This is a genomic window from Herbaspirillum sp. C9C3 (assembly GCF_013359625.1).
In the GTDB taxonomy this organism is placed as follows: Bacteria; Pseudomonadota; Gammaproteobacteria; order Burkholderiales; family Burkholderiaceae_D; genus Herbaspirillum.
The window spans coordinates 95,372-117,644 of sequence record NZ_JABFMQ010000005.1 but is presented as its reverse complement, the minus strand read 5'-3'; the positions used below and the strand labels follow the sequence as shown (position 1 = coordinate 117,644).

General features: G+C 62.2%; 22 protein-coding genes. 5 read left to right on the top strand and 17 right to left on the bottom strand.

The window, feature by feature from the left end:
- Positions 1-276 precede the first annotated feature (276 nt).
- Positions 277-1,347, top strand: coding sequence for a LacI family DNA-binding transcriptional regulator (locus HNO82_RS07095; protein WP_175343214.1), 1,071 nt, complete (start codon positions 277-279; stop codon positions 1,345-1,347).
- A 76-nt stretch (positions 1,348-1,423) separates the two neighbouring features.
- Here the strand turns inward: HNO82_RS07095 and speB are convergent, their stop codons facing one another.
- Positions 1,424-2,377 carry an agmatinase gene (gene speB / locus HNO82_RS07090; protein WP_175343213.1) on the bottom strand — a complete coding sequence of 318 codons (954 nt, stop codon included), beginning with the start codon at positions 2,375-2,377 and terminating at the stop codon, positions 1,424-1,426.
- 136 nt (positions 2,378-2,513) lie between these two features.
- Between speB and HNO82_RS07085 the strand changes: the two genes are divergently transcribed.
- Positions 2,514-3,413, top strand: coding sequence for a LysR family transcriptional regulator (locus HNO82_RS07085; protein ID WP_175343212.1), 900 nt, complete (start codon positions 2,514-2,516; stop codon positions 3,411-3,413).
- 78 nt (positions 3,414-3,491) lie between these two features.
- Here the strand turns inward: HNO82_RS07085 and HNO82_RS07080 are convergent, their stop codons facing one another.
- The 6 genes from HNO82_RS07080 to HNO82_RS07055 form a co-directional block, all read right to left on the bottom strand.
- Positions 3,492-4,625 (bottom strand): ABC transporter ATP-binding protein, encoded by a 1,134-nt coding sequence (locus tag HNO82_RS07080; RefSeq protein WP_175343211.1) that lies wholly within the window; start codon positions 4,623-4,625, stop codon positions 3,492-3,494.
- Complete coding sequence (locus tag HNO82_RS07075; RefSeq protein ID WP_008327559.1) at positions 4,622-5,272, bottom strand: ABC transporter permease; 651 nt, start codon at positions 5,270-5,272, stop codon at positions 4,622-4,624. Before HNO82_RS07075 ends, HNO82_RS07080 begins: the two co-directional genes overlap by 4 nt.
- Positions 5,273-5,282: 10 nt before the next feature.
- Positions 5,283-6,197: a glycine betaine ABC transporter substrate-binding protein gene (locus tag HNO82_RS07070; protein WP_175343210.1), complete on the bottom strand. Its 915-nt coding sequence runs from the start codon at positions 6,195-6,197 to the stop codon at positions 5,283-5,285.
- Positions 6,198-6,269: 72 nt separating this feature from the next.
- Positions 6,270-6,983, bottom strand: a complete 714-nt coding sequence (locus HNO82_RS07065; RefSeq protein WP_175343209.1) for an ABC transporter permease — start codon at positions 6,981-6,983, stop codon at positions 6,270-6,272.
- A 592-nt stretch (positions 6,984-7,575) separates the two neighbouring features.
- A complete protein-coding gene (locus HNO82_RS07060; RefSeq protein WP_175343208.1) occupies positions 7,576-8,283 on the bottom strand; it encodes a DUF4197 domain-containing protein in 708 nt (235 codons plus the stop codon).
- Between the two features lie 56 nt (positions 8,284-8,339).
- Positions 8,340-9,665 (bottom strand): MFS transporter, encoded by a 1,326-nt coding sequence (locus HNO82_RS07055; RefSeq protein ID WP_034350542.1) that lies wholly within the window; start codon positions 9,663-9,665, stop codon positions 8,340-8,342.
- Here HNO82_RS07055 and HNO82_RS22095 point away from each other — a divergent pair.
- Both HNO82_RS22095 and HNO82_RS07050 read left to right on the top strand, forming a co-directional pair.
- The gene (locus tag HNO82_RS22095; protein WP_217509836.1) at positions 9,664-9,888 is read left to right on the top strand and encodes a hypothetical protein; all 225 of its coding nucleotides are present in this window, start codon (positions 9,664-9,666) and stop codon (positions 9,886-9,888) included. The genes HNO82_RS07055 and HNO82_RS22095 overlap by 2 nt on opposite strands.
- Before the next feature lie 126 nt (positions 9,889-10,014).
- Positions 10,015-10,413, top strand: coding sequence for an NINE protein (locus HNO82_RS07050; protein WP_008327547.1), 399 nt, complete (start codon positions 10,015-10,017; stop codon positions 10,411-10,413).
- An 18-nt stretch (positions 10,414-10,431) separates the two neighbouring features.
- Here HNO82_RS07050 and HNO82_RS07045 read toward each other — a convergent pair whose 3' ends face one another.
- From HNO82_RS07045 to HNO82_RS07010, 8 genes are all read right to left on the bottom strand, one after another.
- Positions 10,432-10,626: a DUF1289 domain-containing protein gene (locus tag HNO82_RS07045; RefSeq protein WP_008327546.1), complete on the bottom strand. Its 195-nt coding sequence runs from the start codon at positions 10,624-10,626 to the stop codon at positions 10,432-10,434.
- A gap of 267 nt (positions 10,627-10,893) precedes the next feature.
- Entirely contained in the window at positions 10,894-12,252 is a 1,359-nt protein-coding gene (gene paeA, locus HNO82_RS07040) for a polyamine export protein PaeA (protein WP_175343207.1), read from the bottom strand.
- A 133-nt stretch (positions 12,253-12,385) separates the two neighbouring features.
- The gene (locus HNO82_RS07035; protein ID WP_175343206.1) at positions 12,386-13,894 is read right to left on the bottom strand and encodes a sulfite reductase subunit alpha; all 1,509 of its coding nucleotides are present in this window, start codon (positions 13,892-13,894) and stop codon (positions 12,386-12,388) included.
- A gap of 5 nt (positions 13,895-13,899) precedes the next feature.
- Complete coding sequence (locus HNO82_RS07030; protein WP_175343205.1) at positions 13,900-14,907, bottom strand: FAD:protein FMN transferase; 1,008 nt, start codon at positions 14,905-14,907, stop codon at positions 13,900-13,902.
- Between the two features lie 74 nt (positions 14,908-14,981).
- A complete protein-coding gene (locus HNO82_RS07025) occupies positions 14,982-15,812 on the bottom strand; it encodes a DUF4198 domain-containing protein (protein WP_175343204.1) in 831 nt (276 codons plus the stop codon).
- A 100-nt stretch (positions 15,813-15,912) separates the two neighbouring features.
- On the bottom strand, positions 15,913-16,458 hold the full coding sequence (locus HNO82_RS07020; RefSeq protein WP_175343203.1) for a DUF2271 domain-containing protein: 546 nt from the start codon (positions 16,456-16,458) through the stop codon (positions 15,913-15,915).
- A 74-nt stretch (positions 16,459-16,532) separates the two neighbouring features.
- A complete protein-coding gene (locus HNO82_RS07015) occupies positions 16,533-17,201 on the bottom strand; it encodes a PepSY-associated TM helix domain-containing protein (RefSeq protein ID WP_175343202.1) in 669 nt (222 codons plus the stop codon).
- Between the two features lie 209 nt (positions 17,202-17,410).
- Entirely contained in the window at positions 17,411-18,082 is a 672-nt protein-coding gene (locus HNO82_RS07010; RefSeq protein WP_175343201.1) for a glutathione S-transferase family protein, read from the bottom strand.
- A 58-nt stretch (positions 18,083-18,140) separates the two neighbouring features.
- On the opposite strand from HNO82_RS07010, the gene HNO82_RS07005 reads away from it, so the two are divergent.
- Positions 18,141-19,583 carry an aminotransferase-like domain-containing protein gene (locus HNO82_RS07005; RefSeq protein WP_008327526.1) on the top strand — a complete coding sequence of 481 codons (1,443 nt, stop codon included), beginning with the start codon at positions 18,141-18,143 and terminating at the stop codon, positions 19,581-19,583.
- Between the two features lie 38 nt (positions 19,584-19,621).
- Here the strand turns inward: HNO82_RS07005 and HNO82_RS07000 are convergent, their stop codons facing one another.
- Complete coding sequence (locus tag HNO82_RS07000; protein ID WP_008327525.1) at positions 19,622-19,906, bottom strand: helix-turn-helix domain-containing protein; 285 nt, start codon at positions 19,904-19,906, stop codon at positions 19,622-19,624.
- An 11-nt stretch (positions 19,907-19,917) separates the two neighbouring features.
- Positions 19,918-22,245: an FdhF/YdeP family oxidoreductase gene (locus HNO82_RS06995; RefSeq protein WP_175343200.1), complete on the bottom strand. Its 2,328-nt coding sequence runs from the start codon at positions 22,243-22,245 to the stop codon at positions 19,918-19,920.
- Positions 22,246-22,273 lie beyond the last annotated feature (28 nt).

The following is a 22,273-nucleotide window of genomic DNA, read 5'->3' as shown; positions in this document are numbered from 1 at the left end:
GCACCTGCTGGCTCAGGCCACGGCTGCCGGGCTTTACAGGATCAAGGAATTGTTGAACTTTCACTGCTCGCTCGGTAGCGCCAGCGACTGCCGCACATCGGGCATGAAGCACAACGGCTCCTGATTCATCTCATCGAAGGAAACGTCAGGAAAAAAGGCAAAGCAATGATTGCGCAATCATTCTAGGCGTCAGCATTCACCCTGGTCAACTCATTTTTGATTGCGCTATCATGAGCACTCGCATCAACCGGCACCGAGCCGACTTCCGCCTGCACAATGAAACAAACCGAGCACCTTTCTCCGCCCTCCATTGAAGAGCCACCCGTGCACGGAGGTTCGCTTTTATTGTTGCCAAACAGAAACAGTGTGACGCTCAAAGATGTCGCGCGCGTGGCAGGGGTCTCCCCGATCACGGTCTCCCGTGCCATACACAGGCCGGAATTGGTGAAACCGCATACCGTGGAAGCCGTGCAGCGGGCGGTCAGAGTGACGGGCTACATCCCCAACCAGCTTGCTGGTGCCTTGACGGGACGAAAAACCCGCTTGATCGCAGCCATCGTGCCCCAGATTTCCAATTCAATCTTCGTTGAAACCATTCAAGCGTTGTCCGACCGTCTGTGGCGAGCGAACTATCAACTACTGCTCGGACTCTCCGGCTACTACAACGCCCGGGAAGAAGAACTGATGTCGGCCATTCTCAGCCGGCGCCCGGATGGCATCGTCCTGACCGGCATCCGACATACGCCCGAAATCCGGCAGAAAATTCTTTCCACCGGTGCCCCGGTCGTGGAGATATGGGATCAATCGCTCTCCCCCATTGATATGGTGGTCGGCTTCTCCCATGAAAAAGTGGGGGAAGCCATGGCGACGCATCTGCTGGAACGCGGCTACAGGAACATTGCGATCCTATGGCTGGATGATGACCGTTCCACACGCAGGCGTATGGCCTTCAACGAGAAATTGCAGAGCCACGGAGTGACAGCGGTGGCGACCGTCCTCAGCGCCTCGCCTGCGACCTTGCAGCACGGAAGAGAGGGCCTGGCGGAACTGCTGGCCCAGGGGTACAAGTTCGACGCCATCGCTTGCGGCAGCGATCCGCTCGCGCACGGCGTTCTTACCGAATCACTCGCCCGTGGCATCCACATCCCGGACCAGCTCGGCGTGATCGGGTTCGGCGATTTTGATTTTGCTGCGCACACACACCCTGCCCTGACCACCGTAAAGGTAGACCGCCGAGCCATCGGCGAGCTGGCTGCGGATGCCTTGCTGCAGAAAATCGCGGGAAAAGAACCGAAGCAGCGCATCGTTGACGTCGGATTCCAGGTGGTGGTTCGCGCAACAACCTGAGGCAAGCCATGTATCGGTTGCCATGGCCGATCATTCTTCGAATTATTTCTTCACCTCCGATCAGCCCCCACCTGCCTCAGGCCCGGTATTTCACGCCCGGCAGGATGCACAACATTTCATACGCCAGATTGGCCGCCACCAGCGCGGTAGTCCCGGCCTGGTCATAGGGTGGAGACACCTCCACCACATCGGCCGAGACGATATCGAGCCCCTTGCATCCACGAATGATTTCCAAGCCCTGCTGCACCGTCAGCCCGCCAATCTCCGGCGTGCCGGTGCCGGGGGCAAAGGCGGGGTCCAGGCCATCGATGTCGAAGGTGAGATAGACCGGGCCATCCCCCATCTGCGTACGTACCTCTTCCATCAGCGGCGCCAGCGAACGGTGCCAGCAGGCTTCGGCCTGCACCACCCGGAAGCCCTGGGCGCGGCACCAGTCGAAGTCGTCGGCGTGATAGCCGGTACCGCGCAGGCCGATCTGCACCACCCGCTGCGGGTCCAGCAAGCCTTCCTCGAAGGCGCGCCGGAACGGTGTACCGTGGGCGATCTTCTCGCCGTTCATGGTGTCATTGACGTCAGCATGGGCATCCACGTGGATCAGCCCGACCGGGCCGCGATGACGCGCCATGGCACGCAGGATGGGCAAGGTCAGCGTGTGGTCGCCTCCCAGGCTGATGGTCTTGCAGCCGGTGGCATAGATGCGCTCATACGCCTCTTCGATCATGCGCACAGAATCCAGCAGGCTGTAAGGATTGAGGGCGACGTCGCCCAGATCGGCCACCTTCAGGGAATCGAAGGGCGCGGCACGGGTGGCCATGTTGTAGGGGCGCAGCAGTACCGATTCCGTACGGATCTGGCGCGGCCCGAAACGCGTCCCCGAGCGGTTGGAGGTGCCGATATCCAGCGGTACGCCCACGAAACCCACATCCAGCCCGAGCGGATTGTCCACATGCGGCAGCCGCATCATGGTGGCGATACCACCAAAACGCGGCATCACGTTACCGCCGAGAGGTTGATAGAGATCATGTTCCATCGATGTGCATCCTTGAGTGTTCAGTAAGATGCAGTCGATTCTAGCGAGCCATTGAAGATGGAAATATCTCGATCTGACGACGCTTGCATCGATAATTATCGATGTAAAATCGACCACGCCTCCAACCCCGCCCCCCATGCTCAACAACATCTTCGATCTGGACCTGCGCCTGATCCGCGTCTTCCTGGCGGTGGTCGATTCCCACGGTGTCTCGGCGGCCCAGGCCCGGCTCAACGTCGGGCAATCCACCATCAGCACCCAGTTGAACACGCTCGAAACCCGGCTCGGCTACCGCCTCTGCGAGCGCGGCCGTTCCGGCTTCCGGCTGACCGCCAAAGGCGAGAAATTCGCCCTGGCGGCACGAAGCATGATGGAAGCGCTTGATGAATTTGGCATGCAGGCGCGCCATCTCGACAAGCGCCTGGTCGGCACGCTGTCCATCGGCCTCATGGGCCACACCCCGGCGCAACACAATCACCGCCTGGCCGAGGTGATCCGTCGCTTCCGTGAGCGCGACGAAGCGGTACGCATCGAACTGCTGGTGCGCCCACCCGGCGAACTGGAAGAGATGCTGCTCAAGGGCAGCATCGCCCTTGCCATCGGCTACTTCTGGCGCCGTGTGACGGCCCTGCACTACACCCCGCTGACACTGGAACGCCAGGTGGCCTATTGCGCCCCGCCCCATCCCCTGTTCGACCAGCCCGGCGAGATCGCACCGGAACAGGCCGCCGCTTGCTCCTGGGCCTGGCGCGACTACCCGGTGCCACCCGAACACCTGCCGCTGCAACAACGCAACATCATGGCCATGACCGGCAACATGGAAGCCATGTCCATCCTCATCCTCTCCGGCCAGCACCTGGGCTATCTGCCCGAGGAAATGGGTCGTCAGTACGAGGCGCGCGGCCAGATGCGCGCCTTGAACCGGGCCAAGCTGGCCTATGACGTGGATATCAGCGTGGTCACCCATCGCAGCAGCGAGCGCACGCCCATCGTGGCAGCCTTCCTCGAAGACCTCGACCTCCCGCAAGCGCAATGAAAAAAGGGCGATGCCTGCGCATCGCCCTTTCCGTCTACCTGCTTTTTTGCTTTTTGCTTCACATCAGGCCAAACACGATCAAGCCGCCATCGCCATCCCGCGCGACTTCCCGGAGCTCAGATAGCTGGCGATGGAATCCTGCGTCACTTCGCCCACATAGCTGCCATCATTGGCGATGACCGGCATCCAGCTGGTGCTGTGCTTGTACATCTTGGAGAGCACCACCCGCAGGTTCTCTTCCGGATCGGCATTCATGGTGAAGGGTCGCACCTTGTCCTCGGCCACCCCGGTGTTGCCGCGCACGTCGCGACGGGTCAGATAGCCCAGCGCCCGGTTGTCGGCATCGATGATGGTCAGATAGCGCGAATCCTGATCATCCATCAGCGCCAGGGCCTGGTCGCAGGACACATCCGGATGTGCCGTCGCCGGCGTGGTGGCGGCCTCGCCGGCACGTACCAGCAGCAGGCGCTTCAAGGTATGGTCCTGCCCCACGAAGGCGCTGACGAAATCATCCTTGGGACGCGCCAGCAAGGTATCGGGATTATCGAACTGCACCAGCTTGCCGGCGCGGAAGACGGCCACCCGGTCGCCCAGCTTGATGGCTTCGTCGATATCGTGGCTGACCATGATGACGGTCTTGTTGAGCTGGCGCTGCATCTGGAAGAACTCGTTCTGGATCGATTCACGGTTGATCGGATCGACCGCGCCGAAGGGTTCGTCCATCAACAGCACCGGCGCATCGGCCGCCAGCGCACGGATGACGCCGATACGCTGCTGCTGGCCACCGGAGAGTTCGCGCGGATAGCGCTTCAAGAATTTCTTCGGATCCAGCGCCACCATGGCCATCAGTTCGGTGGCACGCTCCTGGCAACGCTTCTTGTCCCAGCCCAACAGGCGCGGCACGATGGTGATGTTTTCCTCGATGGTCATGTTGGGGAACAGGCCGATCTGCTGGATCACGTAGCCGATGTGGCGGCGCAGTTCCACTTCATCGATGCCGGAGGTGTCCTGGCCGTTCAAGAGCACGCGGCCCGAGGTCGGGTTGATGAGGCGATTGATCATCTTCAGGGTGGTGGTCTTGCCGCATCCCGAAGGGCCGAGGAAGACGCAGATCTCGCCTTCAGCCACCTTCAGGCTGACGGCATCCACCGCCTTGATCTGCGTACCATCCTTTTGGGTGTAGGTTTTGCTCAGTTGGTCCAGTTCGATCATTTTTGTACTCCTTTGGGTGTCAGGATTTTCTGCAGACGTTCCAGCAGGGTGTCCGCGATGATGGCCAGCACGCTGATCATCACCGCGCCCACCACGAGTTTCTGCATGTTGCTCTGGCTGATGGCATGCAGGATCAGCACGCCCAGCCCACCGGCACCGATGATGGCCGCGATGGCCATGACGCCGATGTTCATCACCACGGCAGTGCGCACACCGCCCAGGATCACGGGAACTGCCAGCGGCAGGTCCACCATGCGCAGGCGCTGCCAGAAGGTCATGCCGATGCCGATGCCGGCTTCCTTGATACCGGCCTCGATGTTCTCCAGCGCCAGATAGGTGTTGCGCATGATCGGCAAGAGCGAGTACAGGAACACGGCCGTGATGGCCGGCAAGGGGCCGATGCCGGCGCCAAATTGCGAGAACACCGGGATCATCAGGCCGAACAGCGCAATCGAAGGCAGCGTCAGCACGATGGTCGCCAGTCCCATCAGGGGACCGGCCAGCCAGCGCACCCGCACGATCAGGATGCCCAGCGGTACGCCGATGGCAATGGCCAGGCTCACCGCGATGCCCACCAGCTCAAGATGCTGCAGGGTCAGCTCAAGGATGTTGCGCCAGTCCGATTGCAGGTAGTCGAAGATATTCATGGTCCCCTCCTCAGATCAGGCCGGCTTGCTTCAGGAAATCGGCAGCCACCTTGGCCACGGGTTCCTGATCGATGTCGACACGCTTGTTCAGTTCGGTCATGGTCGCCGTGTCGATCTTGGCCGACAGGGCATTCAGTTGCGCGGCCAGCTCGGGATTCTTCTCAAGGATTTCCTGGCGCACCACCGGAGTGGCCTTGTAGGCGGCAAAGTAACCCTTGTTGTCATCCAGCAGTTGCAGATCGAAACCCTTGATGCGGCCGTCCGAGGCGTAGGTCAGGCCGACGAACAGCTGTTCATTCTTCAGCGCCGTGTAGACCAGACCGGGGTCCATCTGCTTGACTTCGCTGCGATCCAGCTTGAAGCCGTACAACTGCTGCATCGGGCCCAGGCCGTCGGGGCGCGAGGCGAACTCGTAGTCCACGCCCATGAGGTGCGGCTTGCCCCCCTCCTTTTCATCTTCGTTGATGCGCTCGGCCAGGTCCTGCAGCGAGCGGATGTGGTACTTCTCGGCCAGTTCGCGCGGCATGGCGAAGGCGTAGGTATTGTTGAGCTCCGATTGATTCAACCAGACCAGGCCGCGCGGCGCGTCCAGCTCCTTGACCTTCTGGTAGATCTGGTCGGCATCGAGCTTGTCCTCGATGTGGTTGTAGACGATCAGGGCGGTCCCGGTGTAGTCCCAGACGATGTCGAGCTGACCGCTTTCCAGCGCCGAACGCATCAGTGTGGTGCCCAGGCCGTTCTTCAGTTCGGTGTCATAACCCTTGGCGCGCAGGTATTGCGCGGTCATGTCCGAGAGCAGCAACTGCTCGGTGAAGTTCTTGCCGCCGATGACCAGGGTCTGCGCCTGCGCCCGGGCCGTGCCGAACATGGCCAGCGCCAGCGCCAGGGCGCACAGGGCGTATTTCGCAATGGTCTTGGTTGTCATGCTTTCCTCTCTACCGCTGTGCCCGATGCTGCGGGCGTGCGGTCGTTCTTGTGATGGAAATGAAATGCCGGATCAGGCCCGCAGTCCGCGACGCGCCAGGTAGAAGCCCGACAGCGAGGTCACCAGGGCATCCAGCACCAGTGCCAGCAAGGCGGTCGCGGAAGCCCCCAACAGCAGCTGGCCATGGTTGTTGAGGTAGATGCCCGGGAAAATCAGCCCGCCCAGACTCTCGCCACCGATGAGCATCGACAGTGGTGCGCTGCCGACATTGATCGCCAGTGCCGTGCGCACGCCGCCCACGATGATGGGCAGTGCATTGGGCAATTCCACCCGCAACAGGATCTGGTACGGCTTCATGCCGATGCCGCGGGCCGCTTCCTTCATGGCCGCCGGCACGTTCCTCAAGCCCTCGTAGGTATTGCGCACGATGGGCAGCAGCGAGGCCAGCCACAACGCCAGGATGGTCGGACCATTGCCGATGCCGAAGGCCGCCAGTGCCAGCGCCAGCACCGCAATGGACGGAATGGTGTTGCCGATGTTGAAGATCTGGATGAACTTTTCTGCACTGCGTTGCGCACCCGGGCGGGACAGCGCAACCCCGGCCGGAATGCCGGTGAGCAGTGCCAGCACCATCGAACTGAAGACCAGTTCCAGATGCTTGCCGGTGTAGTAGACCAGGTCACCACGATACTTCTGGATGACGTCCGGACCTATCCACCAGACCAGGCCTGCGATAACCAGCGCAAAACCAAGCGCGCCGGCGAAGATGTGACGAACACGTGTCATGTTACCCCCTGTTGGTATAGCCGAGGCGACATGACGCCGCTACGACGGGTTTCTGGAATCAATTTTTTGGAGGTTCGCTTGCCCCGTTGGGCGTATCGTTTGGATGCGAACCGAAGCTGCAAAGGCAGCGATGAAACCGAAGCGATGAAGCCAGCCTCGGCATGATGCTTACCGGACAGGGATGGGAACGGGTCACCGTGGAGAACGGGAGAGCATTCGCGCTGCCAGCCGGAAATTTGGACAACCCGCACATTGCGGATCGGACACTGCTATAGGGTCGTTGTTGAACAAGGATGTCGCGTAGACAAACGATAGTTTAAAGCAATCGCTTAATGCTGTCCAGCAATGTAGCAATGTAAATCGATAACTTACAGATCTGAAGCACTTTTAAAAGTTCCCAACAGCATGCAATATGCTACTAAAAGTGGGCATCCCGAAAACCGCCAGTGCGGCGCTATCCCTTGCCCCACGCGGTTCCCGCCGAGCTTGACGATCCGACAAGAGCGGGCAAAAAAAAACGCCGGACCTCTGTACGAGGCCGGCGAAATTTTTTGGGGAAACGCGAGCAGAGGGCCGCGTCGCCGTCCTGCGTTCAGCGCATGGCGCCGAAGACCTTGCCGAGAATGGCGCTGCCGCTGCCCACGGGATCCTTGCGGATGGCCTTTTCTTCCTCGCCGATCATGAGGAACAAACCGTCCAGGGCGCGCTGGGTGACATAGCCTTCGACCGTGCTCTGTGAGCTGTCCACCAGTCCGGACTTGGCGACCTGGCCCATGACGGCGTTGTAGCGGCCGGAGAGGCCGTTCTTGTCGGTGATCCGCTTGACGATGGGCAGGAACTTCACGGCCAGTTCACCCGAGGTTTTCTGGCGGAAGAAGTCGGTGACGGAGGTATCGCCGCCGGCCAGGATATTCTTGGCGTCGCTCACGGACATGGACTTGACGGCGTTCATCAGCAGTGGCTTGGCCAGCGGGACGGCGGCTTCGGCGGCATGGTTCATGTCGGCCACCAGGCCATCGACCTGGCTGCCCATGCCGGTCATGCGCAGGATGGGCATGGCCTGCTCCAGAGCGCCAGGCAGCTGGATCTTGACCTTGTCATTGCCGAGGAATCCATTGGGCCGCCCCAGGTTGGCCACGGCGCTGCTGGCCCCTTTCTCCAGCGCCGCTTTGAGGCCGGCGGTGGCGTCCTGGTTGCTCAGGTCCGAGAGAGAAAAGGCGAATGCGCCACTGCAGGTGAGCACAAGGCCGACAGCCAAAGCGCGGCGCACGGCAGAGACGGGAAAACGGGTAATGGGCATGCGCGACTCCATTGTTCAGGATGCGGGGATGATAGCAGGCTGCCCCCACCTGCTCCTCATTTGCCGCGTGACAGCTCCAGCCCGGCATTGCGCGGCAGCTTGCCGCTGATCGGCACCGAAGCCACCGAAAACAGGCCGATGACCAGGAAGGCCGGCCAGAAGTCAGTTTCCACGATGGTGGCGTGGCCCTGCAGATGATTGGACAGTTGCAGCACGATACCGGCCACCGTCACGCCCAAGCCCAGCGAGAGTTGCTGGATCACGCTGGCCAGGCTGGTCACGCGGCCGGCGTCACGATTGTCGATGTCGGCATAGGCGATCGAGTTCAGGCAGGTGAACTGCAGCGCCGGGAACACCCCGCCCATCAACACGATGGTGACGATGAGCAGGTAAGGCGTATGAATGCTGAAGATGCCATAGGCCGCCAGCGCGATACCCGCGAACACCGCATTGACCATCAGCACCGTGCGAAAACCATAGCGACGCAGCACCCGGCTGGCCAGCAGACGGATGAAGAGCGAGCCGAAGGCCGAGGCACAGGTGATGCTGCCGGCCTGGAAGGCGGTCATGCCCAGTCCCTCCTGCAGGGCCAGCGGCAACAGGAAGGGCACCGCGCCCAGACCGATGCGAAACAGAGAGCCCCCCACCACGCTGGCATGCAGCGTGGGGATGCGCAGCAGGCGGAAGTCCAGCAAGGGATACGGGATCTGGGTGGAATGGCGGTAGTACATCGCCAGCGCGATGGCGCCGATGGAACACATGGCCACCGGCGTGGCGCCATCGACCAGGTGGCTGCCGAACAGCGACAGGCCCAGCATGATCATGGCCGCGCCCACCGAGGTGAGTACGAAACCCTTCACATCCAGCGGTGCCGGATCGTCTTCCTTGAAGTTCTCGATGAAGCGGTGCGCCAGATACAACCCCAGGAAGCAGAACGGGATATTGATCAGGAACACCCAGCGCCAATGGAAGTAAGTCGTGATGAAGCCGCCCAGCAGCGGCCCGACCACCGGCCCCAGCAGCGCCGGCAAGGTGAGATAGCTGACCGCCTTGACCAGCTCGGACTTGTCCACCGAACGGGCGATGATGACCCGCCCCACCGGCACCATCATGGCCCCGCCGATACCCTGCAGGAAGCGCGCAGCCACGAAGGTCACCAAAGAACCCGAGACCGCGCAGAGGATGGAACCGGTCATGAAGACGATCATGGCCGAACTGAACACCTTGCGCGCCCCCAGCTTGTCAGCCATCCAGCCGGAAATCGGAATGAACACGCCCAGCGCCGCGACATAGGCTGTCATGGCCAGTTTGAGGGTGATCGGGTCCTGGTTGAGATCGCGCGCCAGCGCGGGCAGCGAGGTGGCCAGCACGGTGGCGTCCATGTTTTCCATGAACAGCGCACAGCCGACGATGAGCGGAATGAGCAGCGAAGGTCGCACAGTTGGCAACGGGGACAATGACACAGTGGCGGAATTCCAGGGAGGCTCTTCGTTCTTCGGCCTCCTGAAGTTCAACAGTTTATACCAGTTGGCCTTTTCTTGCGGGCAAGCCGTCGGATCGCCACAACGATATGAACACTTTGGCAGACAGGCTGCCGCCTTCTGACAAGTGGCTTCACCTGGCCGGCGAGGCACTTTATCGATGCGCCCGTGGCACAATGCAGTGCGGCTTGCTGCACGAAGCAATCTTCATATCACCGCATTTCCAGCCACCCTCTCATTTGGAACCGGAATGAACAACGACACCCACAGCAAAACCTTGGGCTATCTGCTCTGGATCTTCGGATTCCTGGGCGCACACCGTTTTTACTATGGCAAGCCGGTCACCGGCACGATCTGGTTTTTCACGCTGGGCCTGCTGGGCATCGGCTGGATTGTCGACCTGTTTCTGATCCCGTCGATGGACCGCGAGGCTGATCGCCGTTTCGTGGCTGGCGAGATCAATTATTCGGTGGCCTGGTTGCTGCTGACCTTCCTGGGCATTTTTGGTGCCCATCGTCTGTACATCGGCAAGTGGATCAGCGGCATCGTGTATTTCTTCACGGGCGGTTTCTTCCTGCTGGGGGTGCTCTATGACTTCTGGACCCTCAACGCCCAGATCTCCGAGCGCAATCACGGCGGTCGCAGCTGAGCCCTGCGGTCCTGCGCCCTACTTCTTCTTCAATGCCTTCAGGCGCCTGGCAGCCAGCTCCACGGTGTGGAGCTGCTCCTTGCGCTTCATGGATTTCCAGTCCTTGATTTCCTCCCGGGTGCGGCCGCATCCGGTACAGACTTCGTGTTTGAGCTTGCACAGCGAGACACAGGGACTCTTGACGTCTTTTCCCACTTCCGGTTTCCACTTCATTCATCTGCAGACACTCTCGACTGTACTGCAATGCTGCAAAGGCTGCTCACGCCGCGTCCAGACAAAAAAGCCCGCATCCTTGCGGATGCGGGCCAGCCCACGACTACCTCTGCTACGTTTTGCTACAGATTGCTACAGGTATCACAGCCGCCTGCTTTCCCCGAGTACCAGTCTTTCAAGCAAGCGACTGGACGGGAGTATCCAGATTTACACGGCCTTTGGGCATAGGAAAATTCTGAAAAATCGAAATGAATTTATGGTGGGCTGCTATTCGGTTTTGCTCGCTTGCAGGTGTTGATCGGATTTGTCCGACTTGTCCGATTTTTCCGCCTTGTCCTGCTTGAAGCGCGTCACCAGCAACTGGTTGATGCGATTGCCCTCGATGTCCACCACCTCGAACTTGAAATCGGAAAAGAGCACGAAATCGGTCTTCTTGGGGATCTTGCGCAGCATGTACATGATGAAACCCGCGAGGGTTTCATAACCCACCGGATTGGGATATTCGTCGATGTCCAGCTCGTTCATCACATCATTCAAGGGCGTGAGACCATCCATGAGCCAGGAGTTTTCATCGCGTCGCACGATCTGCTGCTCTTCCTCGGTGATGGCCAGGAGATTGCCCATGAGTACGCCCGTCACGTCGGTGATGCTGATGATGCCCACCACCAGTGCATATTCATTGACCACGATGGCCAGGTCTTCATCCATGGCCTTCATGCGTTCCAGCACTTCCCACAGGTTCAGCGAGTCGGGAATGGACAAGGGCGTATGTACCAGCCCCTTGTCGGTCAGGGAAAACTGTTCGCCCTTCAAGAGGCGCTTCAACACATCCTTGCTGTCGATATAGCCCAGCACCGCATCGATATGCCCATCGCAGACCAGGAAGCGCGAATGCGGATGGTCGATGATCTTCTGGCGGATCATGTCTTCGCTGTCGGTCAGCAGGAAATAGACGATGCTGTCACGCGGCGTCATGGCCGAGGGCACGTAGCGGCTTTCCAGTTCGAACACGTTCTCGATGAGGTGATGCTCTTGCGTGAGCAGCACACCGGCCTGGGCGCCGGCATCGACCATGGCGTGGATCTCGTTGGGCGTGATCACTTCCTGGCGCACCTGCGGCAGTCCGAACAGCGTGAAGATCCACTTCGACAGACTGTTGAAGAACCACACCAGGGGCTTGAAGATCGTCTCCAGCAGCAGCATGGGCTTGACCAGCGCCACCGCCGCGCGCTCGGGCGCGACCATGGCCAGGCGCTTGGGCATGAGGTCGGCAAAGAGGATGAAGAAGGCCGTCACCACCAGGAAGGACATGGCGAAGCTGGCATTTTCCAGCAGCGGGCCAGTATAGAAGGTGCTGATCAGCTCACGCATGTGCGGCGTGAGTGCGGGCTCACCCACCACCCCGCCCAGAATGGCCACGGCATTCAGGCCGATTTGCACTACCGTGAAGAAATTGCCCGGCTGGGCCTGCAAGGACAGGACGCGGTCGGCGTTCTGTACGCCTTCCTTGGACATCATTTCGAGACGGATCTTGCGCGAGGCGGCAATGGAGATCTCGGCGCAGGACAAAAAGGCGCTGACCACGACCAGGAGCAGGATCAGCAGCAGACTGGTGAATATGCTCATGTTGTTCATGTTGTTCTTATCTCATTGATTTGACGTGACATTCTCTCGCGCAACGGGGAGAAAAAGCAAATTTCACGCCAAACACGGATCAGATGAAGCCTTGTGCATGCCTGCCAGGTGCCCGCTCTCCGCCTCAATACACGTCGCGCCGATAACGTCCCTGCTCGGCCAGTGTCTGCAGGGCGCGTTCGCCGAGGATCTCCTGCAAGGCCAGCGCCACGCCGCCGGCCATGCCCTGCAGGCTGCCGCAGACGTAGAGACTGGCGCCCTCCTGCACCCACTGCCGCAATGCGTCGGCGGCCTCGCGCACCTTGTCCTGCACGTAGATACGCTCGGGCTGGTCGCGCGAGAACGCCAGGTCCAGCCGCTGCAACCAGCCCTGGGCCTGCCAGTCCAGCAGTTCCTGCTGATGGAAGAAGTCATGCTGGCGCGAACGCTCGCCGAACAGCAGCCAGTTGCGCCGCTGTCCGGCTGCCACGCGCTGGCGCAGATGCGCACGCAAGCCGGCCAGGCCGGTCCCGTTGCCGATCAGGATCAAGGGGCGATCATCGCCGGGACCGTGGAAACTGCCGTTGCTGCGCACGCGCAGGGCGATCTCCTGACCCGGCCGCGCATGCAGCCCCAGCCAGCCGGAACCCAGACCGGGGCGGCCATCGGGCAGGTGCATCAGGCGCACCATCAGTTCCAGCGCGCCATCGGCGGGCAGCGAGGCAATCGAGTAGGCACGATGCGGCAGCGCCGGCAAGGCTGCCAGAAATTCTTCATCGGCCAAGCTGCGCAATGCGGCGAGCTGGTCGGCCTCGCGCGGCAGCAGCCGAGTAGCCAGCGCAGCACGCAGGGACTCGCCCTGGCGCCCGATCGCATGCAGGAAGGCATCCACGGCAGCCCCGCTGTTCTGCGGGCCGATCTCGGCGATATCGCCGGCCTGCCATTGAGGGGATGGCAGATCCAGTGGTGTGAGGCTCAGGTGAAAGACCGGATCCCCCACGCTGTCCGGATTGAGCACGCGCCGCCCGGCCAGACGCCAGCGGCCATAAGCGGGCGCGCTCCAGTCGGCTTCATCGCTGTGGCCGCTCAAGACACCCAGTTGATGCTGCCAGTGACGCAGCGCACCTTCGTCGCCGTTGTCGACCTCGATGGCATCGAATAGCGGCTGCGCATGGCGGCGGCACAACCAGGCGTGCAGCGCATGGCCAAACGCGCAGTATTGCTGATAGCTGCGGTCGCCCAGGGCCAGCACGCCGAAACGCAGGTCCGGCAAAGCGGCGCTGTCGCTGCTGCCCAGTTGCCGGGCCAGTGCGGAGGCATCATCGGGGGCGTCGCCCTCGCCTGTGGTGCTGGCCACGAACAGGGCCAGGCGCGTGGCTTGCAGATGTGCATCGGTCAACTGTCCGGCGGGAAGCACGCACACCACCAGGCCACCTGCGCGCAAACTTTGCGCGGTCTGCCAGGCCAGTCGCTCGGCTGTACCGGTCTGGCTGGCAAAAACGACCAGTACGGTCTGCGGGCCAGTGGCCTGTACACTTCCCCACTCTGCTTGTCGACGCTGCTGCGCACGGCGATGGACGATGAAGGTCATCACGCAGAACACCAGGTAAGTCAGCGCCACCAGCGCGGCCATCAGGTAACGGGTCTGCATCATGCCGCTCACGCCAGCATGGCGGCCAGCGCCGGGGTCAGGCTTTCGCGGAAGCCATTGGCCTGGCGGCTGATGAACAGGGCGGCAATGCCGCGTTCACGGGCAAAGGACAGTCCGGCTTCTTCGCCCAGTACAGTGAGCACCGTCGCCAGCGCATCGGCCACCATACATTGCCGGTGCAGTACCGTAACAGAGGCCAGTGCAGTGCGCACCGGTGTACCGGTACGGGGATCGATGGTATGGGCAAGGCGCTGGCCGTCGCGGTCGATATAGCGACGATAGTCACCCGAGGTGGCGATGGCCAGGCCGTGCAGGGCCACCACCATGCCGGGATGATCATCCTGCGGCGGGCGTTCCAGCGCCACCCACCAGGGTTGACCATCGGCCTTGACCCCTTCCCCCACCAGTTCCCCGCCCACCTCGGCCAGCCAGCTCACGCAAGCGCAGTCGCGCAGCGCCTGCGCCACCAGGTCCACTGCATACCCCTTGGCAATGCCGGAGAAATCCAGATGCACTCCGCCCGCCTGCTGCACCTGGCGCTGCGCCCGGTCGAGCAGGATGCGCTGCCAGCCGCAACGCTGGCGGGTGCGCTCCAGCAGCGCCGGTTGCGGCAGGCACAGGGCCTCCCGCGCAACGCTGCCGGCGCCGAAACCCCATAAATCCACCAGCGGACCGATGGTCGGATCGAAGGCGCCATCGCTGTCCACGGCCATGGTGAGCGCGGCATCCAGCACCGTGAAGAAGGCTTGCGGCAGCGCGTGCCAGCTGCCTGCCGGGGCGTGGTTGAAGCGGCTGATGAGGGAATCGGGCTCCCAGGTGCTCATCTCGTCGATGACCCGCTGCAACTGCGCCTCGATGGCTGCGGCAATGGTCTGCGGCGTGACGCTGCGCGGGGCCAGCGCCTGCACGCTCCAGGTGGTCCCCATGGTCTGCCCGGTCAGGCGCCGGAGCGCCACATCGGGCGGCAGGATGGACGGGGCTTGCAGGTCGACGGGGATCAGGACGCGGTGGGACATCATCATCTTCGGCAATGAAAACGGCGCCTGCAATACAGGCGCCATCGGGGTCAATCAAATGCAGTCAGGCGCGATCAGGGCAGCACTTCGACGGTCGCAATATAGGTCGCGCGACGCTGGGTCGCCTGCGGCAGCGAGGTCTTCTGGTCGGAGACACTGGCTTCCATCCAGTACATGCCGGGACCTGTCCACTTCACGCTGAACTTGCCCTGGGCATCGGTCTTGAGCTTGGTGTCCTGCAGCTTGTCGCGGTAGCGGATGCCGCCGGGCACCAGCTCCACGTCCACATCCGACGCCGGCTTGCCGTCGAGCAGCAGCTGGAAGCTAGCGGTGTCGCCGGCGACCAGGTCGGTGGGATGGGTCAGCGGTTGCAGCTCCAGGCCCACGCCGGTGGTGGCCAGCGCGGCCTGGCTCGGCTTGCCGGCCGTGACGAAGGTTTCCACGCGACTGTTCATCTGGGTCACCTTCAGGTCGGTGGCATTGGCCGGGATTTCCTTGGCCAGGGTCTCGGCGGTACCGCGCCAGCGCTTCTGCTGACCATCCACCTTGTAGCTGGCGAAGACGCCATGGTTGACCACGGCGATCTTGTAGGTACCCGGCTGGCTCAGTTGCACATCGAAGGTGCTGCGGTACTTGCCGGTAGAGGCATTGACGGCTTGCACCGGCTTGCCATCGGGACCGGTCACCACCAGCCCATCCAGGCGCAAGGGGAAGTGTTCGAAGTAGAACAGGTCATTGGAGACGGCGGCATCGACCGTGACCCAGGCTTGATTGCCCGAGAGAACGGTGGCCGAGGGCAGCAGCCACTGGCGATGGGCATGGGCCGACAGTGGCAGGCTCATGGCCAGGGCCAGGGCGGCGATCATCATGGAGCGAGCAGCGAAATGCGGGAGGGATAACGACATGGCAGCTTCCTTGTTCTGATTGAGCTGATTGAGCTGATTGAGCTGGTTGAGCTGGTTGATCTGGTTGATCTGGTGAGGAAATCAAAGCGGGCGGACGGGATCAGGGCTTCAGGTCCAGCGTCACGGCCCCCAATTCGCTGCTGCCCTGAGCCTTGGCGCTCTGGGTCGACTTGGGTGGCCACTGGAACGGCAGCTTCACCAGTTCGCGGCCACCGACTTCACGCGCGGCTTCGACCATGAGCACGTAGTCGCCGGGAGCGAGGTTGGCGATCGGTCCCTTGCCGGAGCCGAAATTGAGTTTCTGTTCACCCGGGGCGCGGGTGGCACCGCTGACGCCATCGATGGGCATCTGCTGCTCGCGCCCGCTGCGACGCCACCATTGGCGCATGTCCTTCAACCACTTTTCGCCTTCCTTGTCCTTTTTCTTCACGTCGTACCAGACCGCCAGGTTGGCGGCCACGCTCTGGTCGGCACGCTCGATCCAGGCGGCCAGGTAGGGACGGTGATACTCGGCCACGTTCAGGGTCGGAATATCGATCCGGAGAGTCATCTCCGCTGCACCGGCCGGGGCGGCAGCGGCAAACAGCGCCGCCATGGCCAGGGCCAGGGCAGTCGGTTTCAACAGGGCGGACTTGCTACGCTTCATGGGACCTCGCTAAAGAAGACAGAATGATTGGCTGCAAGCCGCAAGAGCTTGTCTGGCTGAGGGAAACGACGAATTCAGTGAATGAAGAGCAGCGCCAGCAGCAAGGGTGCCACCAGGCCCAGCGCCACCAGCGGCCAGGTCGCCGGGCGCTTGCCGGCGTGCATCTGCAGCAGGAACAGGCCGGTGATGCAGAACACCAGGCAGGCCACCGCAAACACATCGATGAACCAGCTCCAGGCCACGCCGGTATTGCGGCCCTTGTGCAGATCGTTGAAGTAGGAGATCCAGCCGCGGTCGGTCTTTTCGTATTCGACCTGACCATCCTCCAGCCCCACCCGCAGCCAGGCATCGCCGCCCGGTCGCGGCAGGGCCACGTAGAGCTCGTCGGCCGACCATTCGGCGTCGTGATGATCGACGCTCACCGCCAGCTCGCGCTCGGTCCAGTCACGCAGGGCCGCAGGCAGTGGCGACTTGCTGGCGCCGTTGGCATCGGCCGCTTCAGCCTGTTGGCGCAGCGATGCCAACAGGGGCGCGGGCAGCGTGGCCTTGCGATGGGTGACCTGGGGCTTGGCCTCGATCTGGGCGGCGTGGTTCAGCGTCAGCCCGGTGGCCGCGAAGACCAGCATGGCCACCAGGCAGATACCGGAACTGATCCAGTGCCACTGGTGCAGCTGCTTGAGCCAGAAGGCGCGACGTTTCTGGTCGGCGACGACGGGGAGCGAATGGGCGGCAGCGGGCTTCATGAGACGGCAGCGAGGTCGGGAAAGAGAACGGCACGAGGATGGGCAGCCCCGCACCAAATAATAATAATTCTCAATTATATCTGGACTCATCCTTGCATCGCCAGCCATAGCAAGCACTTTTACTTTGCGATACATGAAGATACAAAAACGGCATCTCCTTCCACCGCAGTGGAAGGAGATGCCGTCAGCACTGCAATGCGAGGCGTGATTCAGCGCAGCAGCTCGTAAGGCCCTCCCTTCTCCAACGCACGCTGATAGGCCGGCCGCGCGTGGATGGCTTCAAGGAACTTGAGCAGGTTGGGAGAGCGCCCATCCAGCCCGCCGCGCGCCCGCATGCCTTCCACCACGAAACTCATCTGGATGTCCGCGCCGCTCAGGGTCTTGCCGGCGAACCAGCCATCCTTGCCCAGTTCGGCTTCCATGTAGCGCATCTGGCGCTCGATCTGCGGCGCCACCAGGCGGCTGCGCATGCCGGTGGAGAGCATGTTGGCAATCGGACGGATCAGGGCCGGTACGGCCTTGGGCATCTTGCTGAAGATCAACCCCAGCAGCAGCCAGGGCATGGCCGAGCCCTCGGCGAAGTGCAGCCAGTAGCGGTAACGCAGGCGTTCAGGCGTGCCGGGCGCGGGCAGCAGGCCGCTGTCGGCGCCGTAGCGCTCCAGCAGGTACTCGACGATGTTGCCCGATTCGGCAATGGTCAGATCGCCATCGGTGATGACCGGGGATTTGCCCAGCGGATGCACCTTCAGCAGTTCCGGCGGGGCCAGCATGGTCTTGGGGTCGCGCTGATAGAACTTGATCTCGTAGTCCAGGCCCAGCTCTTCGAGCAGCCACAGCACGCGCTGGGAGCGGGAGTTGTTCAGGTGATGCACGGTGATCATGGCGGCGTCCTTGTAGAATGCGGGGCTAGAACTCTAACATTGACCCGATCCCCACTCCATGGCCGTCACGCCTCTTTACAAACAATTTGCCGACCAGCTCGCGGCCTCCATCCGCGACGGCGTGCTGCGCCCGGGCGAGCGCATCGCTTCGGTACGCATCGCCAGCCAGCAGCACAAGGTCAGCGTCACTACCGTGGTGCGCGCCTACGAACTGCTGGAAAGCCGCGGCATCATCGAGAGCCAGCCGCAGTCCGGCTATTTTGTGCGCGAGCAGGCCGAGGCCGTTCCCCGCCCGGTCATCAGGCCGCCCTCGCAGGCCGATCACCCGGCCTGGCAGGAATCCACCGAAGTCGACGTCAGCCGCCTGGTGCTGGCTACGCTCAAGACCATCCAGCAGGATGGCACCGTGCCGCTGGGCTCACCCTATCCCAATCCGGCGCTGTTTCCTTCGCACCGGCTGGCGCAATATGCCGGCCGCATCGCGCGTCACGCCAGCCAGTCCAGCGTGTTCGACGACCTGCCGCCGGGACATCCCGACCTGCTGCGCCAGATCGCCCGGCGCTATCTGGAAAACGGACTCAAGGTCGATCCCGAGGAAATCGTCGTCACCGTCGGCGCCACCGAGGCCATCAATCTCTGCCTGCAAGCCGTGGCCCGTCCCGGCGACACGATTGCGGTGGAGACCCCGACCTTCTACGCCATGCTGCACGCCATCGAACGTCTGGGCATGCGGGCACTGGAGATCCCGACCGATCCGCAACGCGGCATCGACGTGGGGGTGCTGGAAGAACGAATGAAGACGCAACCGGTGGCGGCCTGCATGGTGATGCCCAACTTCCAGAACCCGCTGGGCTTCCAGATGCCGGACAGCGAAAAGGAAAGACTGGTGCGCCTGGCCGAACAGCACCAGATGCCGCTGATCGAAAACGCCGTCTACAGCGAACTGTATTACGGCAATGCCCATCCTTCTTCGCTGAAGAACTACGACCGCGAAGGGCTGGTGCTGCACTGCTCGTCCTTCTCCAAGAGCCTGACCTCAGCGCATCGCATCGGCTGGGCCATGCCGGGACGCTATCGGGCGCAGGTCGAGAAACTCAAGTTTCTCAACACGCTGGCCACCCCGACGGCGCCGCAGCGCGCGATTGCCGAATACCTGACGCAGGGCGGCTATGAGCGCCACCTGCGACGCGTACGCCGCGCCTTCGCCCAGCAGCGCGACATGATGCGGCATTTCGTGCTGCGCTTCTTCCCGGCGGGCACGCAGGTGTCCGAGCCGCAAGGCGGGTATGTGTTGTGGGTGGAATTGCCGCATCGGGTCGATGCGATGGAGTTGTATCGCCGCAGCCTGGCGTTGGGGATCACGGTGGCACCGGGGCGCATCTTTGCGGCGACCAACCGGTACAGTCACTTCATTCGCTTGAATTACAGCTATGCCTGGTCGAAGGAAACCGAGCAGGCCTTGAAACTCGTAGGGAAACTGGTGGAAGAACTGGCGGGGTGAGTGTGCGGCGCGCCTGATCGGTGCACCGCAAACCGCATTTACTGAGGCGACACCAGCAAGCTCACGCTGCCGGTCCCATCCTCATTCATCTCGACCTTCACCACACCAGCCTCTTCCAGCGCCGACAAAAACCGCCGCAAGGTACTCATGCGCAATTGCGTGCGCTTGGACAAGCGCGCCAGCGACAGCGCCCCACCCTCTTTCTCTTCGGCATCGGCCTGCAGGGTTTCGACGATCAGCAGCACTTCGGGCGGCACGCCCATCTGCTGCGCGCGGGCCTGCAAATCCGCATCCTGCGGGGCGGACATCTCGATGATGCTCATGTCCGCCTCCATCACGCCGCCGAACGCTGTACCGCCGAACGCGACAACAGCACCGGAATGGACTTCGAAGTAGGCGTACGCGCCTTGTCAGCAAAGCTTTCCAGCGGCACCAGCGGGTTGGTCTCGGGATAGTAACTGCCGATACAACCGCGCGGAATGTCATATTCCACCAGCAGGAAACCATCGGTGCGGCGCTCCACGCCGTCATCCCAGACGCTGGTGATGTCAACCCATTCACCATCCTTCAAACCCAGCATCTGCAGGTCCGCCGGGTTGATGAAGACCACGCGGCGCTGGCCAAACACGCCGCGATAACGGTCGTCCATGCCATAGATGGTGGTGTTGTACTGGTCGTGCGAACGAGTGGTCATCAGGGTCAAGAGCTTCTCGCCATGGATCGCGCGGGCACGATGGATGGGCGTGTCCTTGGGAATCTCATGGACGATGAAGTTGGCCTTGCCGCTGCCGGTCTTCCAGACGCGGTCGCGCGAGGCCACGCCCAGGTGGAAGCCGCCCGGATTGGCGATGCGTTCGTTGTAGCCCTTGAAGGCGTCATACACCTTCTCGATGGCATCGCGGATGCGCGAATAATCTTCGGCGTACCACAGCCAGTCGATCTTCGGACCATTGTTGCGCGACTTCATGGTGGCTTCGGCCAGGTGCGCCACGATGGCCGTCTCCGACATCAGGTGTTCGGAAGCCGGCTTGTTGATGCCGTAGGAGACGTGCACCATGCTCATCGAATCTTCCACCGTCACGCCTTGCGGACCGGACTTTTGCAGGTCGATCTCGGTGCGGCCCATGGTCGGCAGGATCAGCGCATCGCGGCCATGCACCAGGTGGCTGCGGTTGAGCTTGGTGGTGATGTGCACCGTCAGGTTGCAGGAGCGCATGGCCTCGAAGGTGCGCGGGGTGTCGGGCGTGGCCATGGCGAAATTGCCACCCAGACCGATGAAGACCTTGGTGCGGCCTTCCAGCATGGCCATGACCGAACCGACCGTGTCATTGCCGTGATGGCGCGGGGCCTTGAAACCGAACACCTGTTCCAGGCGATCCAGGAAGGCCGGGGTCGGTTTCTCGTCGATGCCGACCGTGCGGTCACCCTGCACGTTGGAGTGGCCCCGCACCGGGCACAGCCCGGCGCCCTGACGACCGATGTTCCCGCGCAGCATCATCATGTTCGACAGCAGCTGAATGGTAGCCACCGCGTACTTGTGCTGGGTCAGGCCCATGCCCCAAGTAGCGATCACGGCCTTGCCCTTGACGTAGACCTGGGCCAGTTTCTCGATGTCCTCGCGCGAGACGCCGGACTCGGCGACGATGTCGTCCCAGCTTTCGGCGCGCGCCTGGGCGGCGAATTCCTCGAAGCCGGCCGTGTGTTCCTCGATGAACTTCACGTCGATGACGCGCTCGGTACCGGCCACCTTGGCCGCATCATCCAGTTCGATGGTGCGCTTGATGACGCCCTTGATCAGCGCCAGATCGCCCCCCAGCGTGGGGTGGATGAACATGGAACTGATGCGGGTGCTGCCCATGGTCAGCATCTCGACCTTGCTCTGCGGATCGGCAAAGCGTTCCAGGCCGCGTTCCTTCAAGGGGTTGATGGCCACGATGGTGGCACCGCGCTTGGAAGCATGGCGCAGCTCGCCCATCATGCGCGGGTGATTGGTGGCCGGGTTCTGGCCGAACAGCAGCAGCGTGTCGCAATGATCGAAGTCTTCCAGCAGCACCGTGCCCTTGCCGATGCCGACCGTTCCCGGCAAGCCCACGCTGGTGGGCTCGTGGCACATGTTGGAGCAGTCGGGGAAATTGTTGGTGCCGTACTGGCGCACGAACAGCTGGAACAGGAAAGCCGCTTCGTTGCTGGCGCGCCCGGACACATAGAAGTCCGCCATGTCCGGATCGGGCAAGGCATTGAGGTGCTTGGCCATCAGCTCGAAGGCGGCGGACCAGTCGATCTTCTTGTACTTGTCGGTGGCGGCGTCGTACACCATGGGATGGGTCAGGCGGCCGTGTTCTTCCAGCTCGTAATCCGATTGCTGCATCAATTCGGTCACGGTGTGCTGCTCGAAGAACTCGGGGGTGACGCGCTTCTTGGTGGCCTCGGCGGCCACGGCCTTGACGCCGTTTTCGCAGAATTCGAAGGTGGAGGTGTGTTCGCGGTCCGGCCATGCGCAACCGGGACAATCAAAGCCGTCAGGCTGGTTCTGCGACAACAGGGTACGCAAGCCCTTGCCGTCGGCCACGTGTTCCTTGACCAGGTTCAGCGCCACGTATTTCAGTGCGCCCCAGCCGCCTGCGGGTTGATTGTATTGCTCGATTCTTGGTTTGGAAGGCATGATGTCTCGGGTTGGAGTGGAGTCCAGT